The following is a 26800-nucleotide window of genomic DNA, read 5'->3' on the forward strand; positions in this document are numbered from 1 at the left end:
AAAACGAATGGGATAAATGAGGATTCCCAAACGAAAGCTGGGCCGGCAAGGCCCGGAGGTATAAGCGATCGGCCTTGGCTGGCGCGCCGCCGCGAGGAAGGCCGTCTTGATCTATCCGATGCCTTCCAGCGTCAGCGTCCCGGGTTTCGGCCATCCATCCTCGGCCGGTTGTGCCGACGCGGCAACGACAAGCCGCGAGTGATCGCCGTACGCAAAATCGGCCTCGCCGAGCGGGCCACTGCCATGCCGGAGACGCTGAGCCGCAAAAGTTGACGCGCTTTCATGACATTCATCCTTGGCGAAATCATGAGAGGTGAGTGAACATATTGCGCGCCAGCCAGCGGGCCCATCGCTCACCCGTTGCCAAGACCGTCCTGGCAATCCTGCGTAAGCGACCCGCCTGGATCAGGCGATCGAGTAACCGCCGTCGGCGACCAGCGCGTGGCCTGACACATAGCTCGAATCGTCCGATGCCAGGAACGCCACTATGGTGGCCATCTCCTCGGCCGAGCCCCAGCGCCCCGCTGGCGTGCCCGCGGCAAACGACTGCTGCACGTCCACCGAGGGCCAGATGCCACGGTGATGGAACGGCGTCTCGATGAGACCCGGGCACAGCGCGTTCACGCGCACGCCGCGGCGGAACCATTCGATCGATGCACTCTTGGTCATGCCGACCACCGCGTGCTTGCTCGCGATGTACACCGACGCGTTCTCGAAACCGATCACGCCGCCCATCGAAGCGTTGTTGATGATGCTTCCCGATCCCTGTTTGAGCATGACCTGGGCTTCGTACTTCATCGCATTCAGCACGCCTCGCACGTTGGGCTCGAACACCATGTCGTAGCGTGCGGCATCCTGTTCGACGAGTGGCGCGAACACGCCCTCGGTACCCGCATTGTTGAATGCGACGTCCAGCCGTCCGTAGGTCGATACCGTGAAGTCCACCAGCTTCCTGATGTCGTCCTCGTTCGCAACGTCCACCGTGATGGCTGCCGCTTCGCCGTCCGCTGCGGCGATTTCGCGGACCACCTGATCGAGTTCGTCCTTGCGACGGGCCGCGACCACTACCTTTGCGCCGCGCCGGGCGAGCTCCAGCGCCGTTGCGCGGCCGATGCCGGAACTGGCCCCCGTGACCAGCGCCACCTTACCTTCGAGTTGGCGTTGCGTTGTCGTGACTGCGTTCATGATTTCATCCCTCTTTGCTGTGGCGTTACCGCCGATTGGTTGAGTGAGCGTGAGGTATATCCATCACTGTCACCTCACGCCTGCAGCCAAGTATGGGTAAGAAACAGATGAATTAGAATGGAACAATCAGGCATTGAAAATTCCCCTCCCGGGAACGCCAGAGGTCGTCGCCTGACGAAGCCTCCCCGGGTACGGCGAGAACAGGAAACCGAAACGATAGAACAGCCGTCGTTCTTCCAACTGGAATAAAGGAGCGCCCCGTACGATGCTGAACCGACTCGAAATCCTGAAGATCTTCGCGGCTGCGGCAGCTTCGCCTACATTTCGCGAGGCGGCGAGGCGCCTCGGTGTTTCGCCCCAGGTCGTCACCCGCGCGGTGCGCGAACTGGAGCAGTCACTGGGGGAAACGCTCTTCCATCGGAGCACGCGGCGCATGCAGATCACGGCGTTCGGCCAGTCGTTCGCGCTTAAAGCGCAAGCGGCGCTGGGCGCAGTTGACGGGCTCTTCGGCCCGATTGCGGGCGACTCGGACGAGGCGTCCGGCACGGTCAGGATCACCGCGCCGAGCGGACTGGGACGGCACTACGTGCAGCCCCTGCTGAACGATCTGATGGCGCGCCACCCCGGTATCGTCCTGGACCTGCGTCTCTCCGATACACCGTCCGCCGTGGTCGATGAGCAGATCGACATCGGCGTGCGTGCCGGCGTGATTGGCGACAACCGTTTCGTCGCGCGCGTAATTGGACCGCTGCCGATCTGGGTAGTCGGATCGCCCGCATTGATCGAGCGGAGGGGCGAGCCGAAGAACCTGAAGGATCTGGAAGCCATGCCGGCCACCAGTCTGATCGACCGCACGAGCGGCCGGCCATGGCCCTGGATGTTTCGGGGCGAGCGGCATTTCCAGCCGCATTCACCTGCGTTCGTGACAGACGATACGGAGGCTGAAATCGATGCCGCATGCGCGGGCATCGGCTTCAGCCAGTGCACGGAGTACCTCATAAGGCCGCATATAAAAAGCGGACGGCTGCTGCGAATACTGCGCCGCCTTGAGCCCGAGCCGTGGAAGCTGCATGTGTATCGGCCGCAGCGGGGACCCGTGCCGAAGCGAATACGACTGGTGTTCGACGAACTGGTCACGAAACTTCCGTGGGCCACACAGCGGGACTGATGTGGGTGCGCAGCGGAACGCGAAGCCTTGGTGTGCGACGGAGGCACGTGGCTTGCCGTGTCGATGCCCGCCCGTTCAACTCGCGAACGCCTAATACATCGCGTAGATGAAGTTCGATACCTTTTGCGTTTGCACGTCAGTCGCACGCAGTGCGTTCGCGAGCTTGCGGAAATCCGGTTCCAGCGCGGCAAGCGGTTCGAGTCCAAGCCGATGCCAGATATCCACCAGCGACGTGATCGTATCGGCCTGGCTGATAATGGGTTCAGGCTCGAACACATCTTCGAAGTAGGACTCGCAACTCGGGTCCGCCTTCACCGGAATGAACGGCGAAACGACTGCCTGAAGCGGCGCAAGCTTCGAAGCGAAGAATTGATTCAGGTCGGCGTCAGTCAAGTTCATACTCCAGTTTCCAGGAATCGTCGGTTTCAGTCACCGTCTGTTCAACGCGATGCAATGCATAGTCACCCAGGACAAGCACGTCGATTTCCGTTCTCATGAAGCAGCGATACGCGTCCTCCGGCGTGCACACGATCGGCTCGCCGCGAACATTGAACGAGGTGTTCACGAGGAGCGGACATCCGGTCAACGATTCGAACGCTTTCAACACGGAGAACATGCGCGGATTGACGTCCTCCGTCACGGTCTGAATACGGGCGCTGTAATCAACATGCGTAATGGCAGGAACATCGCTTCGCACCGCGTTGACGATCTGAAGCATGTCGTCGGGATCGGAGGCGGCATCCGGAGTCAAACGATGAGCCTCTTTGACTGGCGCCACCAGCAACATATAAGGGCTGTCCGAATCGAGTTCGAAATACTCGGACGCGCGCTCCCGCAGAACGATCGGCGCAAAAGGCCTGAACGATTCGCGAAACTTGATTTTCAGATTCATGCGTGACTGCGTCGACGCGCCGCGCGGATCTCCGAGTATGGAGCGGCCGCCAAGCGACCGGGGACCGAACTCCATGCGCCCGGAAAACATCCCGACGATCTTCTCCTCGGCGAGCAATGCCGCAATCTCTGCCGCGCCACCGTCTGCACTGTCGAGTGGGTGGTAGACGGCGCCCGAGCGTTGCAGGAAAGCAAGAATTTCGTCGCTCTTGTATTCAGGCCCGATGAAACTGCCACCCTGCGAGTCCGAGTCCGCCGATACGGCCGGCCTATGACCCCCTGACATCTCGAAGTCCGCGAGATACGCGGCGCCAATGGCGCCGCCGGCGTCGCCCGCCGCGGGCTGTATCCATATTTCATCGAAAATGCCTGCGCGCAGGATCTTGCCGTTGGCTACGCAGTTCAGCGCGACACCGCCCGCGAGGCATAATTTCGAAGCGCCAGTGAGCGCTCGCAAGGACCTGCAGATCTTGAGCATGACTTCTTCTGTCACGCTCTGGATCGATGCCGCCAGATCCATTTCGCGGCGGCTGATTCTGGACTCCGGCTGGCGAGGTCCTGCACCGAAGAGTTCGTGAAAGCGATCGTTGGTCAGCGTCAAACCCCGGTGATAATCGAAGAAATCGAGGTTCAGCCTGAATGAGCCATCAGCTTTGATATCGATCAGGTGGTCCTTGATCTTGTCGGCGTAAATCGGCTGGCCATAGGGTGCAAGTCCCATCAACTTGTACTCACCGCTATTCACCTTGAACCCGCAGTAGTACGTAAAGGCGCTGTAGAGCAGCCCGAGAGAATGGGGATAGCGGATTTCCTTGAGGATATCGAGCTTGCTGCCCCGGCCTACTCCGAGGCTCGTGGTAGCCCATTCTCCGACGCCATCGACGCAGAGCACCGCAGCCTCTTCAAAAGGGGACGGAAAAAAAGCCGACGCGGCGTGTGAATAGTGATGGCGCGCAAAGTAAATGGGCACGTCGCAGTTGAGCATTTCCTCAACCTGCTCCTTGAAATAAGGCTTTACTCCGAAAAACGATTTGACGGCCTTCGTGAAGAATTTTTCCGACTCGGGTGCAAATGCAATCGAGGATCTGATGATCCGGTCGGCGGTCAATGCAGGATCGTCGTAGAAAGCGATTGCGGCCAAGTCGCTGCCGTCGATCTCCGCCTCTTCGAGGCAATAATTGATTGCCCCACGCGGGAAACCCGGATCGTGTTTGCGCCGGGTGAATCGCTCTTCCTGCGCTGCCGCAATGATCTTTCCGTCTTTCAGGATCGCCGCGGCTGAGTCGTGATAAAACGCCGAGATACCCAGTACGTATCGTGTCATTATTTTTCCCCGAGCAACGGTGCGAGATATCCGGCTATCGATTCACCGATCGTTTTATGCGCCAGTGGCGTCAAGTGAACGTCCGATTGAAATCGGTACGATCTCCGGACGTCGGCGGGGTAGGGCCAAAGGTCATCTATCACGTGATGGACGGGTGCCCCGGTCGCATTCGCAAACTCATTGAAGCGTTTGCGGACGTCCGCATAACTTGCGGTCTTTTCCACGTACTGGTAGACGGGAATCACCGCGATCATGACCGGCACGTTCAACTCGCTCAACTCGGATACCCACTTGGTGAGAATGGCTTGCATAAGCCGCCAGCCATAGTTATCCGCCGAGTCGTAATCCGGAAGGGGCTGGAATCGCGTGAGTTTCTGGACCTTGTCCTTGAAGCCGGGTCCCAACCTGTTCACCATTTTTCGGGCTGTCGCGAGGACGTCCATTCCACCCGGGTCCGGGACTTGTTCCGATCCTTTCTTCTGTGGCACCGGAACTGGCACGCCCTTCAGGCTCAAGTCGCCGGACGAAGATAACTCGAACCACGGCTTGGATACATATAGCGATTCTCCCGAGCGGTCCGTCCATTCCCGCGATTTTGCGACGTTGCGCTCAATGTTCTCCACGAGGACACTGATCACCACGGCGTCATATTCAATCTCTTCTGCATATTTCTGGAAGATCAGATATTGCTGGTCGGTACCGCTGCCGCTCAATCCGAAGTTCAGGACTTCCGTATCTTCAAGCGTTTGCTCGAGAACGTCCGAATACCGTTTGCCGTTGCTGACGCCATCCCCTGCCGTGTAAGAGTCGCCGAACACAAGGACCCGGCGTGCCTGGGGCTTTTTAGACGTCACTTCGTTATCGCAACGGAAGCCTTCTTTATTGGTCTTGACGAGATAACCACCGCCCTCATGGGGGATTCTCACTTTCAGACCCGGTGCGAATTTGTACCCGAGGATATCGTCGTGCTGCATCAGTTGCCGGTGCAGCGGTGGAATATCTGCGCGCGCATTCATTGATTGTCTCCGTCTTGATTATGTAGCGCGGTCTTGTCGGTTTTGTCGGATTCCAAAACTTATCGTCCTGGTGCCGTCAAGGGTTCGACTAGCGCGCTAATCTTGTGTACGAGATTGTGTAGCGCACGACTACCCGTCGATGTGCGGAGCCACACACTCTCGATCAGGTGCCATGACACGTCTCGTCCGGCGTGTCGGCAAGCCAGTTTGCTGCGCATTGCGTATCGATGAATCAAACATGAGCGGCTTCTCCAACAAACACGCCGTTGACCACTAAGGGCAAGCCATCAATCAATACGTGGCGTGGCCTTCCGCTAACCAGTAGTCTGAGGAAGTGAAGACTGTCGTGAAGACTGTCGTAGCCGCCGTAGAGGTCGGGCGGTCGATCGAAGAGGCAAAGATCGGCTTTCATATTCGCCGCTATTGCGCCGATGTCGTTGAGTCCAAGTGCCGATGCAGCCGAGTGCGTGAGCGCGTCGACGAGTGCGTTGCAGATTTGCGTGTTGTTCTCGGTCGCGTGCATCAGCGTTGCCGACGACATGAGCATCGATGCATGCCGATTCAGATCCGCGATTGAATCCTTGCCAAGGGAAAGGCCAATCGCACGATCTCTGAACGATGGTGTCGTGCAACCCTGCCCAGTCGACGGTTCGCTCATGGCCTTGGGTGCGCACACGAGACTCGCTGAAGAGTCGCGCAGCATAATGACGTCTCGACGAGAAAGCTGGGAAAGCTCGAAAATCGTCACATGGGCTGTCAGAATGTGCAGATACGAAAGAAGGCCGATTTCCGAAAAAAATCGCGTTTCCACGTAATTTTTAGCGTCGGCTTTTGTCCCGGAAAGCCGCACGCAGAGCCGCCGCCCTACTCGCTCCGCAAGTGACGTGACTGTTATCAACGACAACGCCGACCATATTTCTCGAGGAACCACGGCAGGCAATAAGGTGCATCTGTCGAATGCCCTTGAATTGGCGGCCCGCTCGAATCTCTCCAATGCTTGCCTGTCGATTCCTGCGGGTCCGGACTGGCTCTCCGCTAACTCAACGTAAATCAGCCGTCTTACGCTGCTCTCGCCTTCGAATCCGTCGCAATCGGGTAAGTCGCGATTGAACGAACCGGCAGTCGTGATTCCGCAGCGCGCGAGTTCGTGCGAGTATTCAGGCCAGTCTTCTTGATCCAGGCCAGTATCGGCATTAATGAATCCCGGCACGCAGACAATCTCATGGCCAGGAAGAACCTCCGTGCGCCGCGATGTTTTCGGCGGGAGGATGCGTTCTATTTTCGACCCGTCTATTTCGATGTCGCCGCGCATAAAGCTATGCGTGGTGGAATCGAAATACGACGTATCGACTATCACCCATTGAGTCGTACGGCCGGCAAGGTTCTCTAAAACGCTCATGTTGCACCTGTACGGTAGGAGAACGAAGCTGCCGTGGTGCGCTGCCGCAATGGCCTTTGTCTTTGTGTTCTCGAACATTGCGCAGCGACGTTGAGAATCGGGCCAGTCACCATCGGCCGAGTCAGCAGATACCAGCTTTGTCCATTTCCATTTCCATTTTCTGATTCAGATGCAGAGCGTTGCCGTTGACACGCCGACCGTTTATGGGACCGCGTTGCAACGCAATAAGTTGCTCTTGAACGAGATGATCTCCGGACATCAACGGGGAAGTCCCGTGCCTGGCCATCGGGTGATAAACCCCACCATGTAGCGGCCTCGGCATGCACCATGGGCCGCCCAGGCAAAGGCGGACGCGCTGCGTGCGCAGTCATAGATCGTCTCCAGTTCATTCGGGCATGGAGGCTTCGCACTTGCGTACATGCATACGACCGCCGCGCCCATATTTTGTTGAAAGTGTCTATGGCTGAGGAGAAAGGCGATGTGCGGAGCCACACAATCTATTGCGAGTATCCACGGTGCGTATATGTATTGGTCTCTCTAAAAGCCATGACTCGTCCGTTGTCACAGAGAAGGCATTTGGTTTAAGGAAGGTCTGCAAACCTGCTGGATTTACCTGCAACAGGCATTACGCTAAACGCCTTGATGACTAGGAGGTATTGCGATGATGCAACTACATCTCGCTGAGCCAAGCGCGTGCATTCGCTTGTGCAACGCAGCGCGGTGACCGGACACCCTTGCCGTAGACCGCGTCAATTCCGTTACTTCGGAATCTCGGTGCCGTAGGAAAAATCGACTTCAAGCCAAATATTTTATTTGTAGTGCAAACTAAATTAAGTCATCAATTCGCATAAGTCCGCGTGGCTTCGTCAACTTGTCGCGAGCGAGGCGTAGTAGCAGAAGGGACGCGCATCCCTCAGAAAGCGAACGGTGGATTTTCGGAAGTGTTGCCGGATCGACCCAAAGATCGAGAGGAATGCGGGTAGAGAAAGGGTTCGCGAAAGCCGCACCCGCTCCGAAGAAAGTCCCGTTGGGGCATGCGGCGTTCGCGTATCGGCTGATGAGTGTTTTCAGCCCTATTGTTCAGCCCGGCCGCTGCTTTGACGAACGCGTGCTTTACGTTCGCCCGCTCCGTTATTTCAGATCTTGCCGCCGGATAACCAACCATCCCGCAAACCTGAATGAATGACGGCCTATCCTGATCAAAAGCCAACCGGCTGGACCGATACTGTATCGAGCATTCGCTGCTTGCCGGTCAGCACGTGGAACTCGAACGCCTCTGCGGCTTGAGTGGCCTGGCCGTTACGCAGTGCATCGAAAATATTGCGATGCTCGTTTGCCGAGCGGCGCATCTGCACGGGCGAGTAAACGCCTTTGTGAAGGTACAGCGTCAATTCTTCTTCGACTGCCCGGTTCACTTTTATCAGTCGCGGGTTCTTGGTTGCCAGCATCAGATGATGATGAAACTCGATGTTGAGGCTTTGATAAAGCTGCGCGTCATGAGCCTCGGACGCGAGGTCCATGCGTGCGAGCAAGTCACACAGCGCACGCTCCTCGTCGCCCGTCATGCGCAATGCCGCCAGCCGGCCCGCCGTACGCGCCAAGCCTGCGCGAACTTCGTACAAGTCCATGGCCTCCTCGAGAGAAAGACGCCTTACATGCGCGCCGCGATTGGGCACGATCTGCACGAGACCGGCTTGCTCGAGCGCGCGGAGCACCTCGCGCGCCGAGTTGCGCCCCACGCCGATATGGTTGGCCAAGGCCTGCTCATTGACGCGTTCACCGGGTCGCAGTTCCCCTCGTTGAATCATTCCACGAACCTGTTCGCGTATTCCATCGAGCTTCGAGGTTATTGTCTCGGGCGCGCGTGCATTCGTTTTGACTTCTATGACGGGTCCATCTCCCAACATGGTTTTTGTTTGCGGCATGTTCAATCCATTCGTACGCGGTCGGAAATCGGCTCAATCGACTCAATCGGCTTCATGATGTCACCGTCTGGCTGGCGGCATGCAGCGGGATCGAGCGAAGCATGACCGAGCGAGCCTGCGCACCCGCCATGAGGAAGGCCAGATCGGATCCGCTGAGAATGAAGCGCGCGCCCTTCTGGATATAAGCCTTCATCAGCGCCTCGATATAGACGCCCCCCACGCCCGCCACCTTCCCGTGTTTCGCGCAGGCGGCGCACACGGCGTCGATCGCCGCGTCTACCTGCGGATGGCCCAGTTGTCCCGTCACACCCAACTCGGCCGCGAGATCCGTCGCACCGACAAGCAGCACATCGATACCCGGCACCGCCGCGATTGCGTCGACATTTTCCAGACCCTCTCGTGTCTCGATCATTGCAACGACCAGGACTTCGTCATTCACCGCCCGCACGACATCCGCGATGGGATGCGCCTCGAAACCCATTTGCGGCAACAGGCCTGGAATGGAACGGCTGCCGGCGGGCGGGAAACGGCACATGTCGGCGATGCGGGCGGCCTGCGCGGCGGTGCTGACATGCGGCACGACAATGCCCATCGCACCGTTGTCCAGGAGCCGCGTCGCGTGAAAGGATTCATGACCCGGCACACGGATGATGGGTGTCACGCCGGACGTGAGCGCGGCCTGGCAAATTTGCGCGGCGGCATCGACATCCATCGAGTTGTGCTCCATGTCGATGAAAAGCCAGTCGAAACCGCTGGTGTGCGCGATCTGCGCGATATCGACGGTGCGCGCCTGCCGCAACCCCATGCCCAACGCCAGTTCTCCGGCAGCGAGACGCGCTTTCGCGTGATTCCTGATGCTCTGCATGGATGATGCCCCTTCGCGGGTGCGCCTCGCCTGCCCAGCCGTCGGCAAAAATTCGGCAACAGGAACGCGACGATAAACAAACCGTTGAAAACCGATATCACGCTTGGGCAATCCGCCCCGCCCCAAGCGCCGCTTGATACTAGGGATCGTAGATACTTGACATCCATGTGTCAACACTTCTACAGTGAGTGAGATCAATACCTTATCTATTGCCGACAACCGTATCCCCATCGAAACTGATGGCGGCAGTTCCGCGTTCACATTTCCTTTCGCCTCGAAAGCGCACTCCGGACATGTCCAACACAACGATCAGCCAGCAATTTGCTCAGTTCATCACCACGCTCTCGTTCGAGACCCTGCCACCGGCGCTGATCGAACAAGCGAAAATCCGCATCCTGGATTCGCTTGCCACGGCGATTGCCGCACGGGACCTTCCCGTCCCTGCCATTGCCGCAGCCCTTGTCGGCGACAATCGCGGCCGCGCGACGATCATCGGGCAAGCCCGGACCGTACCCGCCATCGACGCCGCGCTGGTCAACGCAACGCTCGTGAACGGCCGCTCGCAGGACGACTTCCTTTGCAAGTCACACCCCGGCGCAGTCACGCTTCCCGCCGCGCTCGCGCTGGCGGAGCAGGAAGACACCAGCGGCGCCGAACTGATCGCGGCGGTGATCGTGGGCTACGACATCGTGGGCCGGGTGTATCTGGGCGGACCAGGCATGGTGTCGAAATTCAGGGCGACGGGCGTGGCGGGAACGATCGCAGCCGCGGCAGCCGCGGCCCGCGTGCTCAAGCTGGACGCCACGCAGACCAGTCACGCGCTCGGCTGCGCGGCGGTGTTCGCGTCCGGCTTCGGCGCAGGCTTCCTGACCGGCACGGCGGAGGTCAAGCTCAACGTTGGCATGGCCTGCCGTAATGGGGTAAGCGCGGCGCTCCTCGCGCGTGGCGGCGCGACCGCCAGTCCGCTGGCATTCGAAGGCGAGGCGGGGTTTTATCGCGCGATGGCCGGCACGCTCGACGATATTCAGTACGCGACGCAAGGTCTCGGCGAACGCTATCTGCTGGAAGAAACCGTCTATAAGGAATTCCCGGTCTGCATTTTCGTGCAGACGCCGATGACCCTTGCCCGGGAACTGGTCAGCCAACGCCCCCTCCCGGCCGACACCACCTCCCGGATCACGGTCACGGTGTCCCCATCGACATACGCCTTCCCCGGCTTTACCAACGTCGCCCCTTTCAAGAGTTCGCTGCATGCCAAAGTCAGCGCCCGCTTTTGCGTGGCGGCTGCGCTGCTGGACAAGCCCATTGACGATTACGCGTTCTACGAACATTTCGACGCCGCCGACGTACTCGCGTTGGCCGAACGCATCGACCTCGTCATCGACCCGGCCAGCAAGGACCGCGTCACGGTATCGATCACGGACGGTAACGGGAGCCGCGCTCTGGAAGGTATCGAAGGAGAGACGCTGCTTTCTTCGTCCGACAAGGTCATTGCCAAATTCCGTCGGCTGACATCGCCCATTCTGGGTCCGAAGACGGAGACCGTGCTGCGGGATGTTCTGCGGCTGGAACACTTGCCGAACCTGCATGACCTGACAGCGCTACTGCGAGACTGAGCCTGCAACGCCTGGCGCAGGGTACGATTTTCCCCGCTTCGAACACATAACAAGACGGGCAGCAGCCGGAACAACCCGTATCCGGCTGCGCGCCCGTCAATCAGGAGACACCTGACATGGAACGCAGCAACCTGGCTGGTTTCCCGGGCCACATCCACCGGGACTATTACGGCGGCGTGCTGATGCTGCTGATCGGGCTCGGCGCGGCATGGATAGGCTTCCAGTACCGCATGGGCGACCTGCGCAGCATGGGGCCGGGATTCTTTCCCGTCTCCGTGGGCGCCATCCTGGCGCTGCTCGGCATGCTGATCGCGATGAGTGCGGGCGCCCGGCAACAAGCCGAAGCCGAAGCCGACGATGCCCCTCTTCGACCCGAATGGCGCGGCTGGTTTTGCATCATGCTCAGCATCGCCGCCTTCGTCGTGATCGGCCGGTTCGGCGGCCTGTTGCCCGCCACGTTCGCGATCGTCTTCATTGCCGCGCTCGGCGACCGGCAGAACACGCTCAGGAGTGCGGCGATCCTCGCGCTGGCAATGTGCGCCATCTGCGTCGTGGTGTTCTGGTGGGCGCTGAAGCTGCAGTTTCCCCTGTTCGCCTGGGGAGCCTGAGCGATGCTGTCGCAAACCTTGACGGACCTGATGCAGGGGTTTGGCGTTGCCCTGGAACCGCACAACCTGATGTGGTCGTTTTTCGGCGTACTCATGGGCAACCTGATCGGCGTATTGCCGGGGATGGGCGCGTTGTCCGCCATCTCCATGCTGCTGCCGCTTACCTACACGCTGCATCCGGTGCCGGCCATCCTGATGCTGGCCGGCATCTTCTACGGTTCGCAATACGGCGGCGCGATCGGCGCGATTCTGCTGAATCTGCCCTGCCATCCGCCGCACGCGGTCACCTGTCTCGACGGCTATCCGATGACCCGGATGGGCAAAGGCGGAACGGCGCTCGGTATTGCCATGATGGCGTCGTTCTTCGCGGCATCGTTCGGAATCCTTGTGATGATCTTTCTGTCACGGCCGCTGGTCGCCATTGCGTTCAAGTTCGGGCCGGCGGAACTCTTCTCGATCATGCTGCTCGGCTTGCTGGCGGGCGGAACGCTGGCGAAGGGTTCCGCGTTGAAGGGCATGGCGATGACCGCGCTCGGGCTGCTGATCGGCATTGTCGGCACCGACGTCAACAGCGGCACGATGCGCTTCACCTTCGGCTTCATCGAGCTTTCCGACAAGGTCGAACTGGTGGCGCTGGCGTTGGGACTGTTCGGCGTGGCGGACTTCCTGTGCAACGTCAACCGCATGCAGGTGGTCGGCAGCGGCACGAAGCTGCGCCTGAAGGACATGCGCCCGAGCAAGGCTGAAATGAAGCAGGCGTTCCTGCCGATGGTGCGCGGGACGCTGGTCGGCACGCTCTTCGGCGCGATGCCGGGCACCGGACCCACGATCACGACGTTCATCGCCTACGCGCTGGAAAAAAAGATCTCCAGGACGCCGGGACGTTTCGGCAACGGAGCGCTCGAGGGCGTGGCGGCGCCGGAGGCGGCATCGCATTCGAAGACCCAGGTGGACTTCATTCCCACCATGAGTCTCGGCATTCCCGGAGACGCGGTGATGGCGCTGATACTCGGTGCCTTGCTGATCCAGGGGATCCAGCCCGGGCCGCAATTGATCACCGAACATGCGGATATCTTCTGGGGCTTGATCGCCAGCTTCTGGATCGGCAACGTCCTGTTAGTGATGCTGAATGTACCGATGATCGGCATCTGGGTGAAGCTGTTGCAGGTGCCCTATCGTTTCATGTTTCCGTCCGCGCTCTTTTTTATCGCCGTGGGCGTGTACAGCACCAACAACGCCCTGTTCGAGATAGGCGAAACCCTGGTATTCGGCGTGCTGGGGGCACTGTTGATCGCGCTCAGGTTTTCAGTGGCGCCCATCCTTCTGGGCTACGTACTCGGACCGTTGATGGAGGAGAATTTCCGGCGCACCATGCTGCTTTCACGCGGCGACCTGAGCGTTTTCCTGCAACGGCCTATCAGCGCCACGTTCATCGCAGCCGGTGCGTTGCTGATACTCGCGCAAGTGTTCTTCGCGCTGCGTGCCTCGCGGCGTCGACGCCACAATCTCGATGTGGCGCGCATGCAGCGCAGAGAAACGTGAATGCCGCCATGCGCGTGGCGAACGCCGTCAGGCGCGCATGCGCGCGGCGATCGCCAGGATGCGCTCGGCGCGCTCCACCACGGGCACGTCCAGCATCCGGCCGTCCAGGCCGACGGAGCCACGGCCGCTGCGCAACGCTTCGCCGTAGGTATCGACGATCCGCTGCGCGGCGGCGATTTCGTCAGCGCCGGGGCTGAAGCCTTCGTTCAGGATGGGCACCTGCGCGGGATGAATACAGGTGCTGCCTTCCACGCCAAAGCGACGCGCTTGCGCGACAGCGGCGCGAAAGCCGTCGAGGTCCCGGTAGTTCGCGCTGGAACTGAAAATGCCGAGCGGCAGCACGCCTGCCGCGCGCGCCGCCAATACCCCTTGTTGCTTCGGATAAAGCAGCACGTCGGGGTCCGGCTGTGCGCCGCAGGACGCGGTGAAATCCTCCGCTCCGCACGCAAAAGCAACGATGCGCGGATGCGCGGCGGCAATCTCGAAGATCTGCGCAAACGCGGTGACCGACTCGACCACCGCGTAAAACCGCGTGTGACCCACGGCCATGCCCTTTCGCCGCTCGATGCTTTCCACCAGTTCGGCAAGCAGCCTCACGTGCCCCGCACTGTCTACCTTCGGCAGCATCAGCGCGCTGACCTGCGGAGCGACGACCGTCTCGATGTCCCGCACAGCGAGTTCGAGCGGACGATTCACACGCACCAGGATGTCCGCTCCCGCGGCACCGCATCGCTCGGCCGCTGCGGCAACCTGTGCGCGCGCGGCTTTCTTGTCGGCGGGGGCCACGCTGTCCTCGAGGTCGAGGATGATCGCATCGGCGCCGCACGCGGACGCCTTCTGCACGTACTTCTCCACGTTGACCGGTACGAACAGCAGCGAGCGCCAGAACGGCAGGCCGGATCTTTGTTGCAAGCCCATGGCGTTCGCCCTCCTAGTCGATCTGCAGGCGCTGCAAGTGACGCTTATATTTCGGGTCGAAGGTTTCGCGCGCGTGCTGTAGCGCGAGGTTGTCCCACACCACCAGGTCACGCTTCGCCCAAACATGGCGATACATGATCTCCTTGTTTTCGATCATGGAAATGAAACGCTGGAACAACGCCTGACTCTCCTCCACCGACAAGCCCAGGATCTGCCGCGCGTGCAGCTTGCTGAAGAAGAGAACCCGTTCGCCCGTGCGTGGATGCGGATACATGATCGGGTGATCGGCTTGCGGACAACCCGCACGGGTGTCCGATTTATGCCGGATGATCTTGTCGTCGATACGTTCGCGGATCTCGTCGGGCAAGTGACGGGTGACGAGACGCATGTCGGAAAAAAGTGTATCGCCGCCCGTTGGAGGAATCTCGACGCCGTACAGCAGGATCGCCTTCAGGACGTTTTCCTGGAAACAGTGGTCGAAGTGGAATTGCAGTTCGCCGTCGCCCGCGGCCAGGATCATCTCGCCCGCGGCGTTCAAGCCGCGCGGATGCAGGTTCGACACATAGTTGAAGCCGCCGGGCGCCTCGCCCTGCTCGGAGACTTTTCCAAAGATATCGGCAACGCGCAGCAGGTCGGCTTTGTCGAGATCCTGATCGCGAAACAGCAGCAGCGCATGCTCGCTGAACGCTTCGCGCAGGACCTGGCGTTCAGCTTCGGACACGGGCTGATGCATGTCCAGGCCCACGACCTGAGCGCCGAACGGCGCTAACGGCTTGATGGCGAATGGCTTCGATTCCATGATGATTTCCTGGTCGATTGAACGATGATTGAACGATGATTGAGCGATAAGCGCCGGTCTCACGCCGGTGTAGCTTCGCGAGCCACATACGTCAAGAAGTTGGCGCCGGTGATTGCCTCGCGCTCGGTCACGCTCATGAAGTCGCACCCGGTCCGGATGAAATCGAGTGCTTGCCGATAAGTGCATGCCCGCCGAACGTTTGGAAAGTTGGAACCCCATATGAGTCGCGCCGCGCCGGCCCGCTCGTACAACTGGCGCATGTAACTCCGCGCGAGAGGAAATGGATAGTCTTCGAGGTCCTTCGCCGCTTCAGGGAAGTAGCTGCATTTGATCCACACGTTGGGTTCCTGTGCGAGATCGAGCAACGCATCCCATTGGCGAAATGCCTGGCGATTGTCCTTGCCCGCGTAGTAACGCAGGCCCATGTGGTCGATCAGCCAGCGCACGCCGGGGAAACGTTTGACGGTGTCGTGCATCTGCGCCACATGGAACGGCGCGAACAGTTCCATCGGTACCTGCAGCCGTTCGGCCAACCGGAAAAAATCATCCACAGTGCCGTCGGCCAGCCAGTGTTCGTTGTCCTCTATCAGTGTCAGGCGCAGTGCCAGCATCTTTGGATGCTCGAGCAACGCGCGCAGGTGTTGCTGGACGTCCGCGTGCAGCGGATCGATCCGCGCAATCACGCCGAGGACGTCGGCCGGATGACGCTCGGCGACGGCGAAACCGTGGCGGTTGTCATAACCGGCGGCGAACGGCGTGACCTGCACGATCTGGCCGACGCCGATCTCGCGCGCCTCTGCAATGACGCGCTCGAACGGCAAGTGATCGTGATGAACATCGCCGGGGGGCTCGACAAGCATGTCGTAGAAATGCAGGTGGGAGTCGATGATCATGGAGGGTTGCGGCCAAGGTTAAATCTATATAGTATTTGATACTATTATCTAGTATTAGTAACGTCAACTACTGATATTTACCTAGGATCACGCAAGGCTCGCGCAAGCGGCACGCGAGACGCAGGCGCCCAGCCACGGAGGAGACTTCCATGACAGACAAGCAAACCGCCGCAGGCCGGCCGCGTCCGCTGGAAGGCGTACGCGTGCTCGATTGCTCGACCATCATCGCCGCGCCGTTCGGCGCGATGCTGCTTGCCGACTATGGCGCGGAAGTGATCAAGGTCGAGCATCCGCGCGGCGATGGCCTGCGCCTGAGCGGTCCGCAAAAAAATGGCGTGGGACTGAACTACGCTTTCTACGGGCGCAACAAGCGCAACATCGTGCTGGACCTGTCGAGCGCCGACGGACAGCAGATCCTGCGTGACCTCGCGGCCAAAAGCGACGTGCTCCTGGAAAATTTCCGGCCCGGCGTGATGGAGAAATGGCATCTGGGCTGGGAGCAGCTGCACGAGGTGAACCGGCGCCTGGTCATGTTGCGCATGACCGGCTTCGGCCAGTCCGGGCCTTATTCGGCGCGTCCGGGTTTTGGCACCCTGGCCGAATCCATGAGCGGTTTCGCCCATATCAACGGTCATCCCGACGGGCCGCCCACCTTGCCGCCGTTCGGTCTCGCGGACGGCATCGCGGGCTTGTCGGCGGCTTACGCGGTCATGCTGGCGCTCTATCACCGCGACCTGCGCGACGGCGAGGGACAGATGATCGACATCGCCATCATCGAGCCGATCCTGCATCTGATGGGCGCACAGGCCTCCGTCTTCGACCAGCTCGGCCAGATCCAGCAACGCACTGGCAACCGCACGCACAACAACGCGCCGCGCAACACCTACAAGACGAAGGAAGGCAGGTGGGTCGCGATATCCACCAGCTCCCAGGCAATCGCCGAACGGGTGTTGCGTCTGACGGGACGGCCTGACCTGGTGGACGAGCCGTGGTTTGCAAGCGGGGGCGAACGTGCGCAGCACGCGGACCTCCTGGATGCGGTGGTCGGCGGGTGGATCGGGGAACGCGGCATCGACGAAGTCATGCGCGCTTTTGCGGAGGCCGGCGCGGCGGTCGCGCCGGTTTATGACATTTCGCAGGTGATGGAGGATCCGCAGTACCGCTCGCTCGACACGATCACCGATGTGCCGGATGCCGTCCTCGGGCCGGTCAAGATGCAAAATCTGTTGTTCCGGATGAGCGGCACGCCGGGCGAAGTCCGTCACACGGCGCCGGCGTTGGGGCAGGATACGGACGAAGTGCTGGGTGAGATCCTTGGCCTGACGCCCGCCCGGCTGCGTGAACTGCATGAAGCGGGGGTGATCGAGCCGATGGTGGCGAAACGTCCAGGCGGGACGGGCCGTTGAAAGCGGGGTGAATACTCTATAGTATTCGCCGAGCCGCCGTTGACATCGCGTCATGATGTATTCGAAAAGTTCAGCGTAATCGGGGAGCTTCATACCGGGCATTCACGTCCCCGAGATAACGCGGTTTGCGCTTTGCCATCGCTGCATCATCGCGGAAGTCGCGGCCTGCCCACCGGTCCCATTGAACGCATTACCTGGAACGTTACTTAGCAGCAGACATGGACACTGAACTCATTGACCGGGATTCATCGGTACCGCGCTGGATGCAGATTGCCGCGATCTTGCGCCAGCGTATCGCCGAGCACGGTACCGACCTGACCGGTCTCACCGACCAGGAACTCACCCGCGAATTCGGCGTGAGTCCGCTGACCGTGCGTCAGGCCCTGCAAGACCTGGTGCGCAGCGGCCTGCTCACGCGACAGCGTGGCAAGGGGACCTTCGTCGTCCAGAAGCCGGCACAAGGTTCCGTCGATCACTTCGAGGCCACGCTCAGCGAATGGCGCGTGCAGGGTCGCGATGTGCGCATCAGCTTGCTCGAGCGCAACGTCACGGCGGCAAACATGCTGGTCGCGGCCTCGCTGAATATAAAACCGGGCCAGCCGGTCGGCTATATGAGGCGCCTGCGCCACGCGGACGGTCATCCGGTCAGCATCGACTATCGCTATATCGTGGTGGAAATCTTCGAGCGGCTCGACGATGCCGACCTCGTGCACGAAACCGTATGGGAGACGATCGAGCGCACGCTCAAGTTGCCGACCCTGCTCTCGAACACGGCCATCCGCGCGACGGCGGCCTCCGAGGAGGAAGCGCAATTGCTGAACATCCCGCCGAATTCGCCGGTGCTGCTGCGCGAGAGCCAGTTGATCGGCGCCGACGGCATGCCGATGGTCGCCGGGCGCTCGATCTACCATCCCGAGCGCTTTATCTATGCCACGACAATCCGCCGCTGACTCCGCTGACTCCGCCGCCGGCGAAACCCGTTGTTCAAAGAGGCGCGCCGCCATCACCCAAGCGTTCTCAGCAACGGCCGGCCCTCCAGCCACGCCGACAGACATTCCACGACGCCGCGAGCAAACGTCTCCAGGACCGGACGGATCACGAAACCCAGATGCGGCGTCAGCACGACATCCGCCCGTTGGCGCAGCGGATGGTCATGCGCGAGCGGCTCCGTATCGAATACGTCGAGCGCCGCCGCACCGGGACGGCCAGCGTCCAGCGCGTCGATCAGCGCGGCGGTATCGATAAGTTCCGCACGCGCCGTATTCACGAGGATTGCTTCGGGCCGCATCAGCGCGAGCCGTTTGGCATCGAGAAGCCGGTAAGTTGATTCGCTTGGCACGATATGCAAGCTGACGACTATCGAGCTTGACAGCAATTCGTCGAGCGGCACTGCGACGCAACCGCACTCGCGGGCGCGTTCGGGCGTCATGTGCGGGCTCCACGCCACAACTTCCATGCCGAATGCCTGCGCGATCCGGGCCATCTGCCGGCCGATATCACCCAACCCGATGATTCCAAAACGTTCGCCCGCGAGCGAGCCGGGCAATCGGCCTGTCTCGCGCCAGCCGCCGGCACGCATCAGGGCGAAATTGGTTTCCAGCCGTTTCACCGCGGCGAAAATGAGCGCCCAGGCGATTTCGCAGGTGCCGTCGCGGGTTGCCGCGCGGCCGCTGAAACTCACGGGAATGCCGCGCTGGTTCAGCGCGTCGAGATCGAGCGCGGTGTTGCGCGAACCGGTAAAAACCAGGTATTCCAGCTTCGGCAACTGGTCGATGAGTTCCCCGGGGAACGGCGTGCGGTCTCGCTGCAGCACGATCGCGGAGGCATCTACGAGCGCCGCCAGCAATGCGTCGCCATAAAGCGGAGCATGTTCGACCCGCACGCTTGCCAGCCGGTCGATGCCGGACCAGTCCGCCAGCGCGCGAAACGAGCGCTCGTAGTCGTCGAGCATGACGATAATCGGCCGTGCGTCCCGCGCGTCGGTCATGGCTGCAGCATTGCTGACAGTTGCCGGATATCGGCAAGCTCTTCCAGTGCAGCGACGATTCCTGCTACCTCTGTGGTCCGCTCTCCTCCAAGCACCGGCGTCGCGCAATCGGTGAATTTGCGCAGCAGGGCTGCGGACGACAGCGTCCTGTGCGGATGACCACGCGGCAGCTCGACTTGGGCCGCGAGCGTAGTGCCGTCGCGCCGCCTGAGCGTCAGCTCCACGCCAAAACGGCCCGCACCCGAGGCAAGATGAGGCGCGACACGCACGTTCACGCGTTTCATCAGCGCCTGTACGTCCTCGCGCTGCACGCGTGCATCGTCGAACTGGGCGAGGCCGCCCGCGCCGTCCAGGTAGGCCACGGCGGCGCAATACGCGATGCAATACTTGCCCTCGAGTCCGTTGGCCGCCTGTTGCAGCGGCATGATGCGCGTTGCTATGCTGGTCACCGCGCAGTCGATATCGAGCAGGTCTTCCACCGGCGGCAAGCCGCCTTCATGCAGGTCGAGCATGACGTCGATCACGGAGATGCCCGCCCCGCAGCACGCATAGGGCTTGATTCCGATCCCAGAAGCATCGATCTCCAGCGCCTCATCCAAAGGGGCTTCCTTCGGTACGGGGTTGGCGCCGTAGGTGGCGAACAGGCCGTCCGGCGCATCGAACAAACCGACATTCGCGGTGAAGCCGCGAGCAGCCAGCATGGCCGCGCGCACACCGCCCTCGGCCGCCTGGCCCGCATGGAGCGATTTGGTTTCGGAACCGAAATTGGCCCGCAGGCCGGCAACATTGGACGCCGCGATGGCCAGCGCGTTGAGCATGCCGCGCGCATCGAGCCCGAGCACGCGCGAACAGGCCGCCGCCGCGCCAAAGATGCCGATGCTCGACGTGGTATGCCAGCCCGCGTCGTAGTGGCGAGGCACCATCGTCCGGGCGAAATGGGCGGCTATTTCAAAGCCGAGCACGTAGGCGTCGAGGAAAGCAGATCCGCTCATCGCCCTCGCTTCGCCAAGCGCCATGATTGCAGGCACGAGTACCACGCTCGGATGTCCAATGAGCGTGGCATTCATGTCGTCGTAATCGAGCACATGGCCCGCTACGCCGTTGACCAGGGCCGCAAGCGGCACCGACAGGCGCACGCCCGTACCGAACACCGCCGCCTGTTGCGCACTGCCCTGCTCGATGGCCAGCTCACGCACGGTCGCCGCCGTATGCGTTTGCGAACCCGCGACGATGCATCCGAGAATATCTAGTATCCCCATCCGCGCACTGGCCCGGCTCGACGGCGTGAGCGAACTGCCGCTCCACGAGTCGTAAAGCTGCGTCAGTTGCGTTGCGTGCGATGCACTCATGTCGACGCTCCCCTGATGATCGGCGCTGGCCGGTTCGATGCGTCGTTCGGTATACACATTCGTCCTCCTGGATCGGGCTTCGACGGTCAATGCACCACACGCTGCTAGCCTAGGTAAATTTCGTCCCAACGTCAATGAAACGTTTCATACAAAATGCCGATGCACGCATGAAACCGCGCGATCAATCAAGATATGCCGCCCTCTTGCCCCTATAATCCGGTCACTTCCGTGCCATCTCAAGTGCCATCTCAACCAGAACCGACGCATGCCACCTCGCCGCAAATCCTCCCCACCGCCAAGCGAATCCGCCAGCAAGCAGGCGAAGCGCGTGACGATCGTCGACGTGGCGGTCCGCGCCGGCGTCGCGCTGGGAACCGTTTCACGCGTCATCAACAACAAGGAGTCGGTGGCGCCCGCGCTGCGCGAACGCGTCAACGAGGCAGCCCGTGCGTTGGGTTACGTGCCGAACTCGGTCGCCCAGAGCATGCGGACCCAGTCGACGCAGGTCGTGGGCTGCATGGTCTCCGACATCTCCAACCCCCTGTTCTCCGCCACAGTCAGCGCCGCCGAAGAGGTGTTGCACCAGCACGGCTACAGCATGATGCTGTCCAACAGCCGCGACCGTCTGGACACGGAAGCCGAGATCCTGACGCTGTTCCAGCGCCGCCGTTTCGATGGCCTGATCATCACCCTGAGCAGGGAAGAAGATCCCGCCACCCTCAAGCTGCTGGCGGACTGCACCATCCCGACCATTCTGCTTGAGCGCGAATCGAGCCTGCCGATCGACGCCGTCTCGGTCGACCACTTCGGCGGCACGCTCCAGGCGATGAACTACCTGATCAAGCTCGGGCACCGGCGCATCGGTCTGGTAACGGTGACGCAAGCCGCGCTGCCCGGCCGGCAGCGCCGGCTGGCCTACCGCAGCGCACACCAGGAGGCGGGCATTCCTGTCGACGAGTCTTTGCTGTCGCCGGACGTCTTCCTGCCCGACGCGGGCTATCAGGCGGCCTACCGGATGCTGGTCTCGTCGAAGCCGCCCACCGCGATCGTCGCGGGCGCCAATCAGATGCCGCAGGTCCTCAAGGTCGTGCGGATGCTGAAGCTGGCGGTGCCGGGCCAGTTATCCCTCATTACGCTCGGAGATACCGACGTCGCAAGTCTCTTCGAACCCGCGTTGACCGCCGTGCGCTGGGAGCTTGCCAAAGTCGGGACGGCCGCAGCCGAACTGCTGCTTGCGCGGATGAACTCGACCGCCTCCGCACGCGATCCTCAGCGCATCACCATCCCGACCGAGCTCGTCTTGCGCGATTCCTGCGCTCAGCGCTGAGCCGGTGGTGTGCCGGCGCCGCGCAATGAGCCCATCAGATCGTGCAGATGAGGCAAGTGCTCAAGGTCCAGGATCTGGCGCAGCACCGTTTCCGTCTTCGGACCCAATATTTCCGACGTCAGCCGCCGGTACTTTGCGATCACTTTCTCGCGCGAAGGACGCAGCGTTTCCCCTTCTATGCCGGTAAGCGCCAGCGTATGGCCACCGTGTTCCACCGCCACCCTGACCGTATCCACGCTTTGCGGGTCCAGCACGAGGTCGATGCGCGCAGCCAGCGCGAGCACATCGGGATCGTCGACGCATGCGTAGAAATCGTGCTCGTCGATCGGCTTGCCGAGCAACGCGGCGGCCACGCAAAAACGCGCGCTGACGCGGGCGCGCAGCGCGCTCGTGAACGGCGCGACATTGGTGAAGCCAGGATTGGTGTAAGTCAGCTCACACACCTGCACCGTCACGCGCTCGATCCTGTCGACGTGCAGCGGGTACAGGTGCGCAATTTCGCGAGCAAGCGTCATCGGTGTCTGCACAAAAATGCAGACCGGATATTCCTTGTAGACGGTGTCCCCGAGCAAATAGCGCTCGCCGAGGTCCTGCGTCGCGGCGCTGGCGTGATCGGTCGTGCCGGCCATGGCCAGATAGAAGCCGGCCTCGCCCTCGAACGCGAGATCGCTCGCGGTCGCACCGGCCTGTGCGAGCAATGCCGCGCTCACACCGTTGCGGCACGCCATGCCCACGTTCAGCTTGACCTCCATCGTGCCGCTCAGGAAACCCGCGCCGAAGCCCGATGCAAACACCGCCGCGCAGCCGAGCGCGTGCCGCGTGCGCTCGGCATCGAGGGCAAGCATGCGCGCGGCCGCGGCAGCCGCGCCTATTGTTCCGGCCACACCGGTCGCCCGGAATTTCGGCAGCATGCCCGGACCGCCCAGGTAGACCCGGCCGGTGATTTCATAGCCCGCCACCACGGCGGCGATGAAGTCCGCGCCGCTGCCGCCCTCCTGCTCGGCAATGGCCAGCGCGGCCGGAACCGCGATCGCACCCGGGTGCGACTTGTACAGGAAGTCGTCCTGCGAGCGCCCGTTGACGAGCGTCGCATTGACCCATGCCGCATCGATCGCGGGCACCCTCTGCTGCTGGCCGATGATCGTTGACTTGCCGTGGTTCTCGCCGACGAGGGCCGCGGCAACCCCTGGCACCGCCAGGCCATGGGCGGCGACCGCCGTGGTGAGTGAGTCGAGAATGCGCAGCTTCGCCTTCTCGACCACGCCGGCCGGCAGCGTGTTCGTCGACATCGCGACGATGGCCTGCGCAAACTGCCCGCTGATCGAATTACTGGACATCGGTCATCTCCTCAGCATTCCTCTATAAACTCGGCTGCCATGATCGCGCACGCATCGGGATGAGTCGCGGCGATATGGTACGAATCGGCCGGAATCTCGCGCAGCGTGGAGCCTCGCACCCGGGATTGCAGGCGCAGCAGGTCGGCCGGCGCGGGACGCTGATTGTAGGTCCCGCCGGTTTCATGGGCGCCCGGCACGATGAACAACGTGGGGCAGGCAATCCCTTCCGGGTTCGGCGGTTCGTCGATACCGGGCAGCAAGCGCATGCACGCGAGCACCGTGGCCGCCGAGGTCGTGCCCATCAATCGCGCCCACCACTCCAGCGCCTCGGGCGGCAGCGTCTTGCCCATGCGTCCGGGCATGGTCAGGCGCGCCCAGCTTTCAACGCCCTCCCGCTCGATAACCCCGACCCATTCGTCAAGCCAGGGGCCCAGTGCCTTGCTCGGCGACGGCAGCATGCCGGCGAGCGTCATGGACGCAATCCAAGGACGGCGGCGCTGCGCCAGTTCGAATGCGACCAGCGCGCCGAGCTTGGTCCCGATCAGATGCACGCGGGGAGGCGCGTCGTCCGGCCCCCGCCCTGACCCGATCGAATCGATCATGCGTTCGATGTCGTCGGCCCAGTCGGCGAGCGTGAACGCGCCCCCTGCCGGAAGCGCGCTGGACCGGCCAAAGCCACGGAGATCTGGCCGCAGGACGCGATAGCGGCGCGCGAGATGAGGCACCCACGCCCGCCATATGCCGCCGTGCTCCGCGATGCCATGCAGCAGCACGACTGTATCGGCGGGACGCCACGCGTCGGTGTAATCGTCGAGCGCGCAGTACAGGTGGGCATCGCCGCCAAGCTGAACCCGCCACGCGGCTTCCTGCACATCCCTTGGTTGAACCATCACAGTCGATCTCCCCGGTCTCAGGTCATACGCCCGGATTCGCCACAAGCTCGGTGACGCGCTCGAGCGGCCGGTGCACGAGCAGGATCATCGCCAGCACGCCGACGGCGTCGATTGCCGTGCACAGTTTGAACGCCACCTCGAAGCCGCCGAAATGCTGCACTGCCATCCCCGTGATGGCCGGCCCCACGATGCCCGAGATATTGCCCATCAAGTGGATGAACCCTCCGACCCCGCCCACGTGGCGACGCGGATAAAGTTCATGGTTGATCACCCAGTGGGCCTGCCCCGCCGCCGAGATGAAGGTGATCGCCGCGGTCACGAGCAGGACCGCCGTCACGAGCGAAGAAGCCGTGCTGAACAGCAGCGCCGCCAGGCCCGAGAGCGCCAGCGGCACCCACGCGCAGAGCTTGCGCGCGCTGACGGGATTGCTCATGCGCCGGTAGACGAGATCCGATACCAACCCTCCGCCCGACGACCCGATCATCCCCGCGATCCACGGAATCGCCATGAGCAGGCTCATCTGCTGGACCCCGGCATGCTGCGCCGAGACGAAATACGTGGGCAGCCAGAACAGCAGGTTATTGATCGTGTAGTTCGCCGCGAACAGGCCGATGCACACCCCGAGCGTATTACGGCTGATGAGGCACTGCCGCAGCGTGCGGTTGTCGTTGGCCTGCAGTTCGTGTTCTTCGCGGCCGGCTTCGATGCGTTGCAGTTCGTCACTCGTCACGCGCGGATTATCGGCGGGCCGGTTGGTCGCCATGCGGCGAAAAACCGCCAGCCAGACCAGCCCGAGCACCGCGATGACAACAAACGAGACACGCCATCCCAGCCGCAGCGCGAGCAGCCCGACAATCGGCCCGGCAATGGCCGCCCCGAACATCTGCCCCGAGAAGATCGTTCCTACCATGGTGCTGACTTCGCGGCGCGAGAACCAGTTCGCCGCGGTGCGGTTGATGGTAGTGAGTGTCGGGCCTTCACCCATGCCGAAGAACACCCGCAGGATGAAGAATGAGCTGAAGCTGAAGACCACCGCCGTCAGTCCGCACAACACGGACCAGATGCCCATGGACCACGACATCACGCGCACGGGGCCGAAGCGGTCGGCGAGCGATCCGCCGATGAACGCAAACGCCGTATAGCCGCAGAAAAAGCCGCTGAAGATCACGCCCATCTGCGACGGCGACAGGTGCAGCTCCGGGGTCAGCAAGGGCGCCACGATACCGATTGCGGATCGGTCGATATAGCCAATCGCCGTCGCGAGAAACAACATGGCGGCAATCGCGAAACGGTATCTTCCCTTGAACATTGCTGTCTCCTGACACGTTATCTTGTGATCGCTTTACACGTTGTTATTGTTATCTTCCGCCCTGCATGTTCACGCGCCTCAACCACCCGCCAGCACCGGTCGATAATGCTTCGGCAACCCGGCTTTCGCGATGCCGCCGTAGAACGACTCCCGCTCAAGCCGCTCCTGCACGAACGCCCGCACTTCGATCAGCGCGGCCAGATCGACCGAGGTGGAGTACCCCATCGATTCGAGCAGGAACACGAGGTCTTCCATCACGATGTTGCCAGTCGCGCCCGGTGCATACGGGCATCCGCCGAGGCCGCCGAGCGAGGCGTCAAAACGCGTGACGCCGACGTCAAGCGCGGCCACCACGTTCGCGAGCCCGAGGCCGCGCGTGTCGTGGAAATGCGCCGCCAGCGGCAGGTCGCCCAGTTCGCGGCGCACCGCGCCGAACAGCCTGCGCACCGCGGCGGGATTGCCGTAGCCGACGGTGTCGGCCAGCACGATCTCTTGCGCGCCCAGTTCCGCGAGTTCCACGGCCAGCCGCAGCACGCGGGACTCGTCCACCTCGCCCTCGATCGTGCAGCCGAAAGAGGTTGCAAGGCCGCCGCTCACCACCGGCCTTTCGCTGCGATCGATCTGGCGGCACAGCGCGACGATCTGCCCGAAGTCAGCGACCGAATCAGCAACGGTGCGGCGTACGTTTGACCAGTTGTGTCCTTCGCTGACCGACATCGCGTAATTGAGCTTCATCGCGTTCGCGGCCACGGCGCGTTCAGCGCCCTTGAGGTTCGGCACCAGGACGGATACGGTCAGTCCCGGGAGCTTGCGGGCGCCGGCCACGATCTCGGCCGTATCGGCCATTTGCGGCAGCAGCTTCGGCGGCACGAACGAGCCGACTTCGATATCGCTCACGCCCGCTGCAAATTCGCGCCCGCACCAGTCGAGCTTGACCGCGCTTGGCATGATCGTGGCGATACTCTGCAAGCCATCGCGCAGACCCACTTCGCGTACGCTGATCCTGTTTCCGGCAATGGCTTCCATGTCCCGCGCTCCACAGA

General features: G+C 61.9%; 23 protein-coding genes and 1 pseudogene. 7 read left to right on the top strand and 17 right to left on the bottom strand.

All coding sequences use genetic code 11. From position 1 onward, the window contains the following. Positions 1 to 405 precede the first annotated feature (405 nt). Entirely contained in the window at positions 406 to 1185 is a 780-nt protein-coding gene (locus tag HB376_RS10925) for a glucose 1-dehydrogenase (RefSeq protein ID WP_213763671.1), read from the bottom strand. 265 nt (positions 1186 to 1450) lie between these two features. On the opposite strand from HB376_RS10925, the gene HB376_RS10930 reads away from it, so the two are divergent. Beyond that, complete coding sequence (locus HB376_RS10930; protein WP_213763672.1) at positions 1451 to 2353, top strand: LysR family transcriptional regulator; 903 nt, start codon at positions 1451 to 1453, stop codon at positions 2351 to 2353. Positions 2354 to 2443: 90 nt separating this feature from the next. Here the strand turns inward: HB376_RS10930 and HB376_RS10935 are convergent, their stop codons facing one another. The 7 genes and pseudogenes from HB376_RS10935 to HB376_RS10960 form a co-directional block, all read right to left on the bottom strand. After that, positions 2444 to 2752 carry a hypothetical protein gene (locus tag HB376_RS10935; RefSeq protein ID WP_213763673.1) on the bottom strand — a complete coding sequence of 103 codons (309 nt, stop codon included), beginning with the start codon at positions 2750 to 2752 and terminating at the stop codon, positions 2444 to 2446. Next, positions 2739 to 4568: a carbamoyltransferase gene (locus tag HB376_RS10940; protein WP_213763674.1), complete on the bottom strand. Its 1830-nt coding sequence runs from the start codon at positions 4566 to 4568 to the stop codon at positions 2739 to 2741. The genes HB376_RS10935 and HB376_RS10940 overlap by 14 nt, the downstream gene beginning before the upstream one ends. Continuing rightward, positions 4568 to 5584: an SGNH/GDSL hydrolase family protein gene (locus tag HB376_RS10945; protein ID WP_213763675.1), complete on the bottom strand. Its 1017-nt coding sequence runs from the start codon at positions 5582 to 5584 to the stop codon at positions 4568 to 4570. The genes HB376_RS10940 and HB376_RS10945 overlap by 1 nt, the downstream gene beginning before the upstream one ends. A 232-nt stretch (positions 5585 to 5816) precedes the next feature. After that, positions 5817 to 6983 (bottom strand): hypothetical protein, encoded by a 1167-nt coding sequence (locus tag HB376_RS10950; protein WP_213763676.1) that lies wholly within the window; start codon positions 6981 to 6983, stop codon positions 5817 to 5819. 866 nt (positions 6984 to 7849) lie between these two features. Beyond that, positions 7850 to 8139, bottom strand: a pseudogene (locus HB376_RS40915) (hypothetical protein); the annotation flags it as partial. Between the two features lie 43 nt (positions 8140 to 8182). Continuing rightward, positions 8183 to 8908, bottom strand: a complete 726-nt coding sequence (locus tag HB376_RS10955; protein ID WP_255631273.1) for a GntR family transcriptional regulator — start codon at positions 8906 to 8908, stop codon at positions 8183 to 8185. Positions 8909 to 8960: 52 nt separating this feature from the next. After that, on the bottom strand, positions 8961 to 9773 hold the full coding sequence (locus HB376_RS10960) for an aldolase/citrate lyase family protein (protein ID WP_213763677.1): 813 nt from the start codon (positions 9771 to 9773) through the stop codon (positions 8961 to 8963). Positions 9774 to 10066: 293 nt separating this feature from the next. On the opposite strand from HB376_RS10960, the gene HB376_RS10965 reads away from it, so the two are divergent. The 3 genes from HB376_RS10965 to HB376_RS10975 all read left to right on the top strand — a co-directional run bounded on the left by HB376_RS10965 (position 10067) and on the right by HB376_RS10975 (position 13539). After that, positions 10067 to 11389, top strand: coding sequence for an MmgE/PrpD family protein (locus tag HB376_RS10965; RefSeq protein WP_213763678.1), 1323 nt, complete (start codon positions 10067 to 10069; stop codon positions 11387 to 11389). A gap of 116 nt (positions 11390 to 11505) precedes the next feature. Beyond that, positions 11506 to 11997, top strand: a complete 492-nt coding sequence (locus tag HB376_RS10970; protein ID WP_213763679.1) for a tripartite tricarboxylate transporter TctB family protein — start codon at positions 11506 to 11508, stop codon at positions 11995 to 11997. 3 nt (positions 11998 to 12000) lie between these two features. Further along, positions 12001 to 13539: a tripartite tricarboxylate transporter permease gene (locus HB376_RS10975; RefSeq protein WP_213763680.1), complete on the top strand. Its 1539-nt coding sequence runs from the start codon at positions 12001 to 12003 to the stop codon at positions 13537 to 13539. Between the two features lie 27 nt (positions 13540 to 13566). Here HB376_RS10975 and HB376_RS10980 read toward each other — a convergent pair whose 3' ends face one another. Genes HB376_RS10980 through HB376_RS10990 form a run of 3 tightly spaced genes read right to left on the bottom strand, consistent with a single transcriptional unit; the run spans position 13567 to position 16149 of the window. Continuing rightward, positions 13567 to 14457 (bottom strand): CoA ester lyase, encoded by an 891-nt coding sequence (locus HB376_RS10980; RefSeq protein ID WP_255631274.1) that lies wholly within the window; start codon positions 14455 to 14457, stop codon positions 13567 to 13569. A gap of 13 nt (positions 14458 to 14470) precedes the next feature. Then, positions 14471 to 15256, bottom strand: a complete 786-nt coding sequence (locus HB376_RS10985; protein WP_213763681.1) for a TauD/TfdA family dioxygenase — start codon at positions 15254 to 15256, stop codon at positions 14471 to 14473. 59 nt (positions 15257 to 15315) lie between these two features. Next, positions 15316 to 16149, bottom strand: coding sequence for an amidohydrolase family protein (locus tag HB376_RS10990; RefSeq protein ID WP_213763682.1), 834 nt, complete (start codon positions 16147 to 16149; stop codon positions 15316 to 15318). A 149-nt stretch (positions 16150 to 16298) separates the two neighbouring features. Here HB376_RS10990 and HB376_RS10995 point away from each other — a divergent pair, with 149 nt between their 5' ends. Both HB376_RS10995 and HB376_RS11000 read left to right on the top strand, forming a co-directional pair. Further along, positions 16299 to 17555 carry a CoA transferase gene (locus HB376_RS10995; protein WP_213763683.1) on the top strand — a complete coding sequence of 419 codons (1257 nt, stop codon included), beginning with the start codon at positions 16299 to 16301 and terminating at the stop codon, positions 17553 to 17555. A 218-nt stretch (positions 17556 to 17773) separates the two neighbouring features. Beyond that, the gene (locus HB376_RS11000; protein WP_213763684.1) at positions 17774 to 18505 is read left to right on the top strand and encodes a GntR family transcriptional regulator; all 732 of its coding nucleotides are present in this window, start codon (positions 17774 to 17776) and stop codon (positions 18503 to 18505) included. Between the two features lie 53 nt (positions 18506 to 18558). Here the strand turns inward: HB376_RS11000 and HB376_RS11005 are convergent, their stop codons facing one another. Together HB376_RS11005 and HB376_RS11010 are read right to left on the bottom strand one after the other, a co-directional pair. Next, the gene (locus HB376_RS11005) at positions 18559 to 19542 is read right to left on the bottom strand and encodes a D-2-hydroxyacid dehydrogenase family protein (protein WP_213763685.1); all 984 of its coding nucleotides are present in this window, start codon (positions 19540 to 19542) and stop codon (positions 18559 to 18561) included. Continuing rightward, positions 19539 to 20948 (bottom strand): MmgE/PrpD family protein, encoded by a 1410-nt coding sequence (locus tag HB376_RS11010; RefSeq protein ID WP_213763686.1) that lies wholly within the window; start codon positions 20946 to 20948, stop codon positions 19539 to 19541. Before HB376_RS11010 ends, HB376_RS11005 begins: the two co-directional genes overlap by 4 nt. A 271-nt stretch (positions 20949 to 21219) precedes the next feature. Between HB376_RS11010 and HB376_RS11015 the strand changes: the two genes are divergently transcribed. After that, positions 21220 to 22218 carry a substrate-binding domain-containing protein gene (locus HB376_RS11015; protein WP_213763687.1) on the top strand — a complete coding sequence of 333 codons (999 nt, stop codon included), beginning with the start codon at positions 21220 to 21222 and terminating at the stop codon, positions 22216 to 22218. Here the strand turns inward: HB376_RS11015 and HB376_RS11020 are convergent. The 4 genes from HB376_RS11020 to HB376_RS11035 all read right to left on the bottom strand — a co-directional run bounded on the left by HB376_RS11020 (position 22209) and on the right by HB376_RS11035 (position 26783). Next, positions 22209 to 23555, bottom strand: coding sequence for an MmgE/PrpD family protein (locus tag HB376_RS11020; RefSeq protein ID WP_213763688.1), 1347 nt, complete (start codon positions 23553 to 23555; stop codon positions 22209 to 22211). The two genes, HB376_RS11015 and HB376_RS11020, sit on opposite strands and share 10 nt — an antisense overlap. 11 nt (positions 23556 to 23566) lie before the next feature. Further along, entirely contained in the window at positions 23567 to 24445 is an 879-nt protein-coding gene (locus HB376_RS11025) for an alpha/beta fold hydrolase (protein WP_213763689.1), read from the bottom strand. Positions 24446 to 24470: 25 nt separating this feature from the next. Continuing rightward, positions 24471 to 25757 (bottom strand): MFS transporter, encoded by a 1287-nt coding sequence (locus tag HB376_RS11030; protein ID WP_213763690.1) that lies wholly within the window; start codon positions 25755 to 25757, stop codon positions 24471 to 24473. 78 nt (positions 25758 to 25835) lie between these two features. Continuing rightward, positions 25836 to 26783 carry a hydroxymethylglutaryl-CoA lyase gene (locus HB376_RS11035; RefSeq protein WP_213763691.1) on the bottom strand — a complete coding sequence of 316 codons (948 nt, stop codon included), beginning with the start codon at positions 26781 to 26783 and terminating at the stop codon, positions 25836 to 25838. Positions 26784 to 26800: the final 17 nt, after the last annotated feature.

The sequence above is a fragment of the Caballeronia sp. dw_19 genome (genome assembly GCF_018449515.1).
Taxonomy (GTDB): Bacteria; Pseudomonadota; Gammaproteobacteria; order Burkholderiales; family Burkholderiaceae; genus Caballeronia.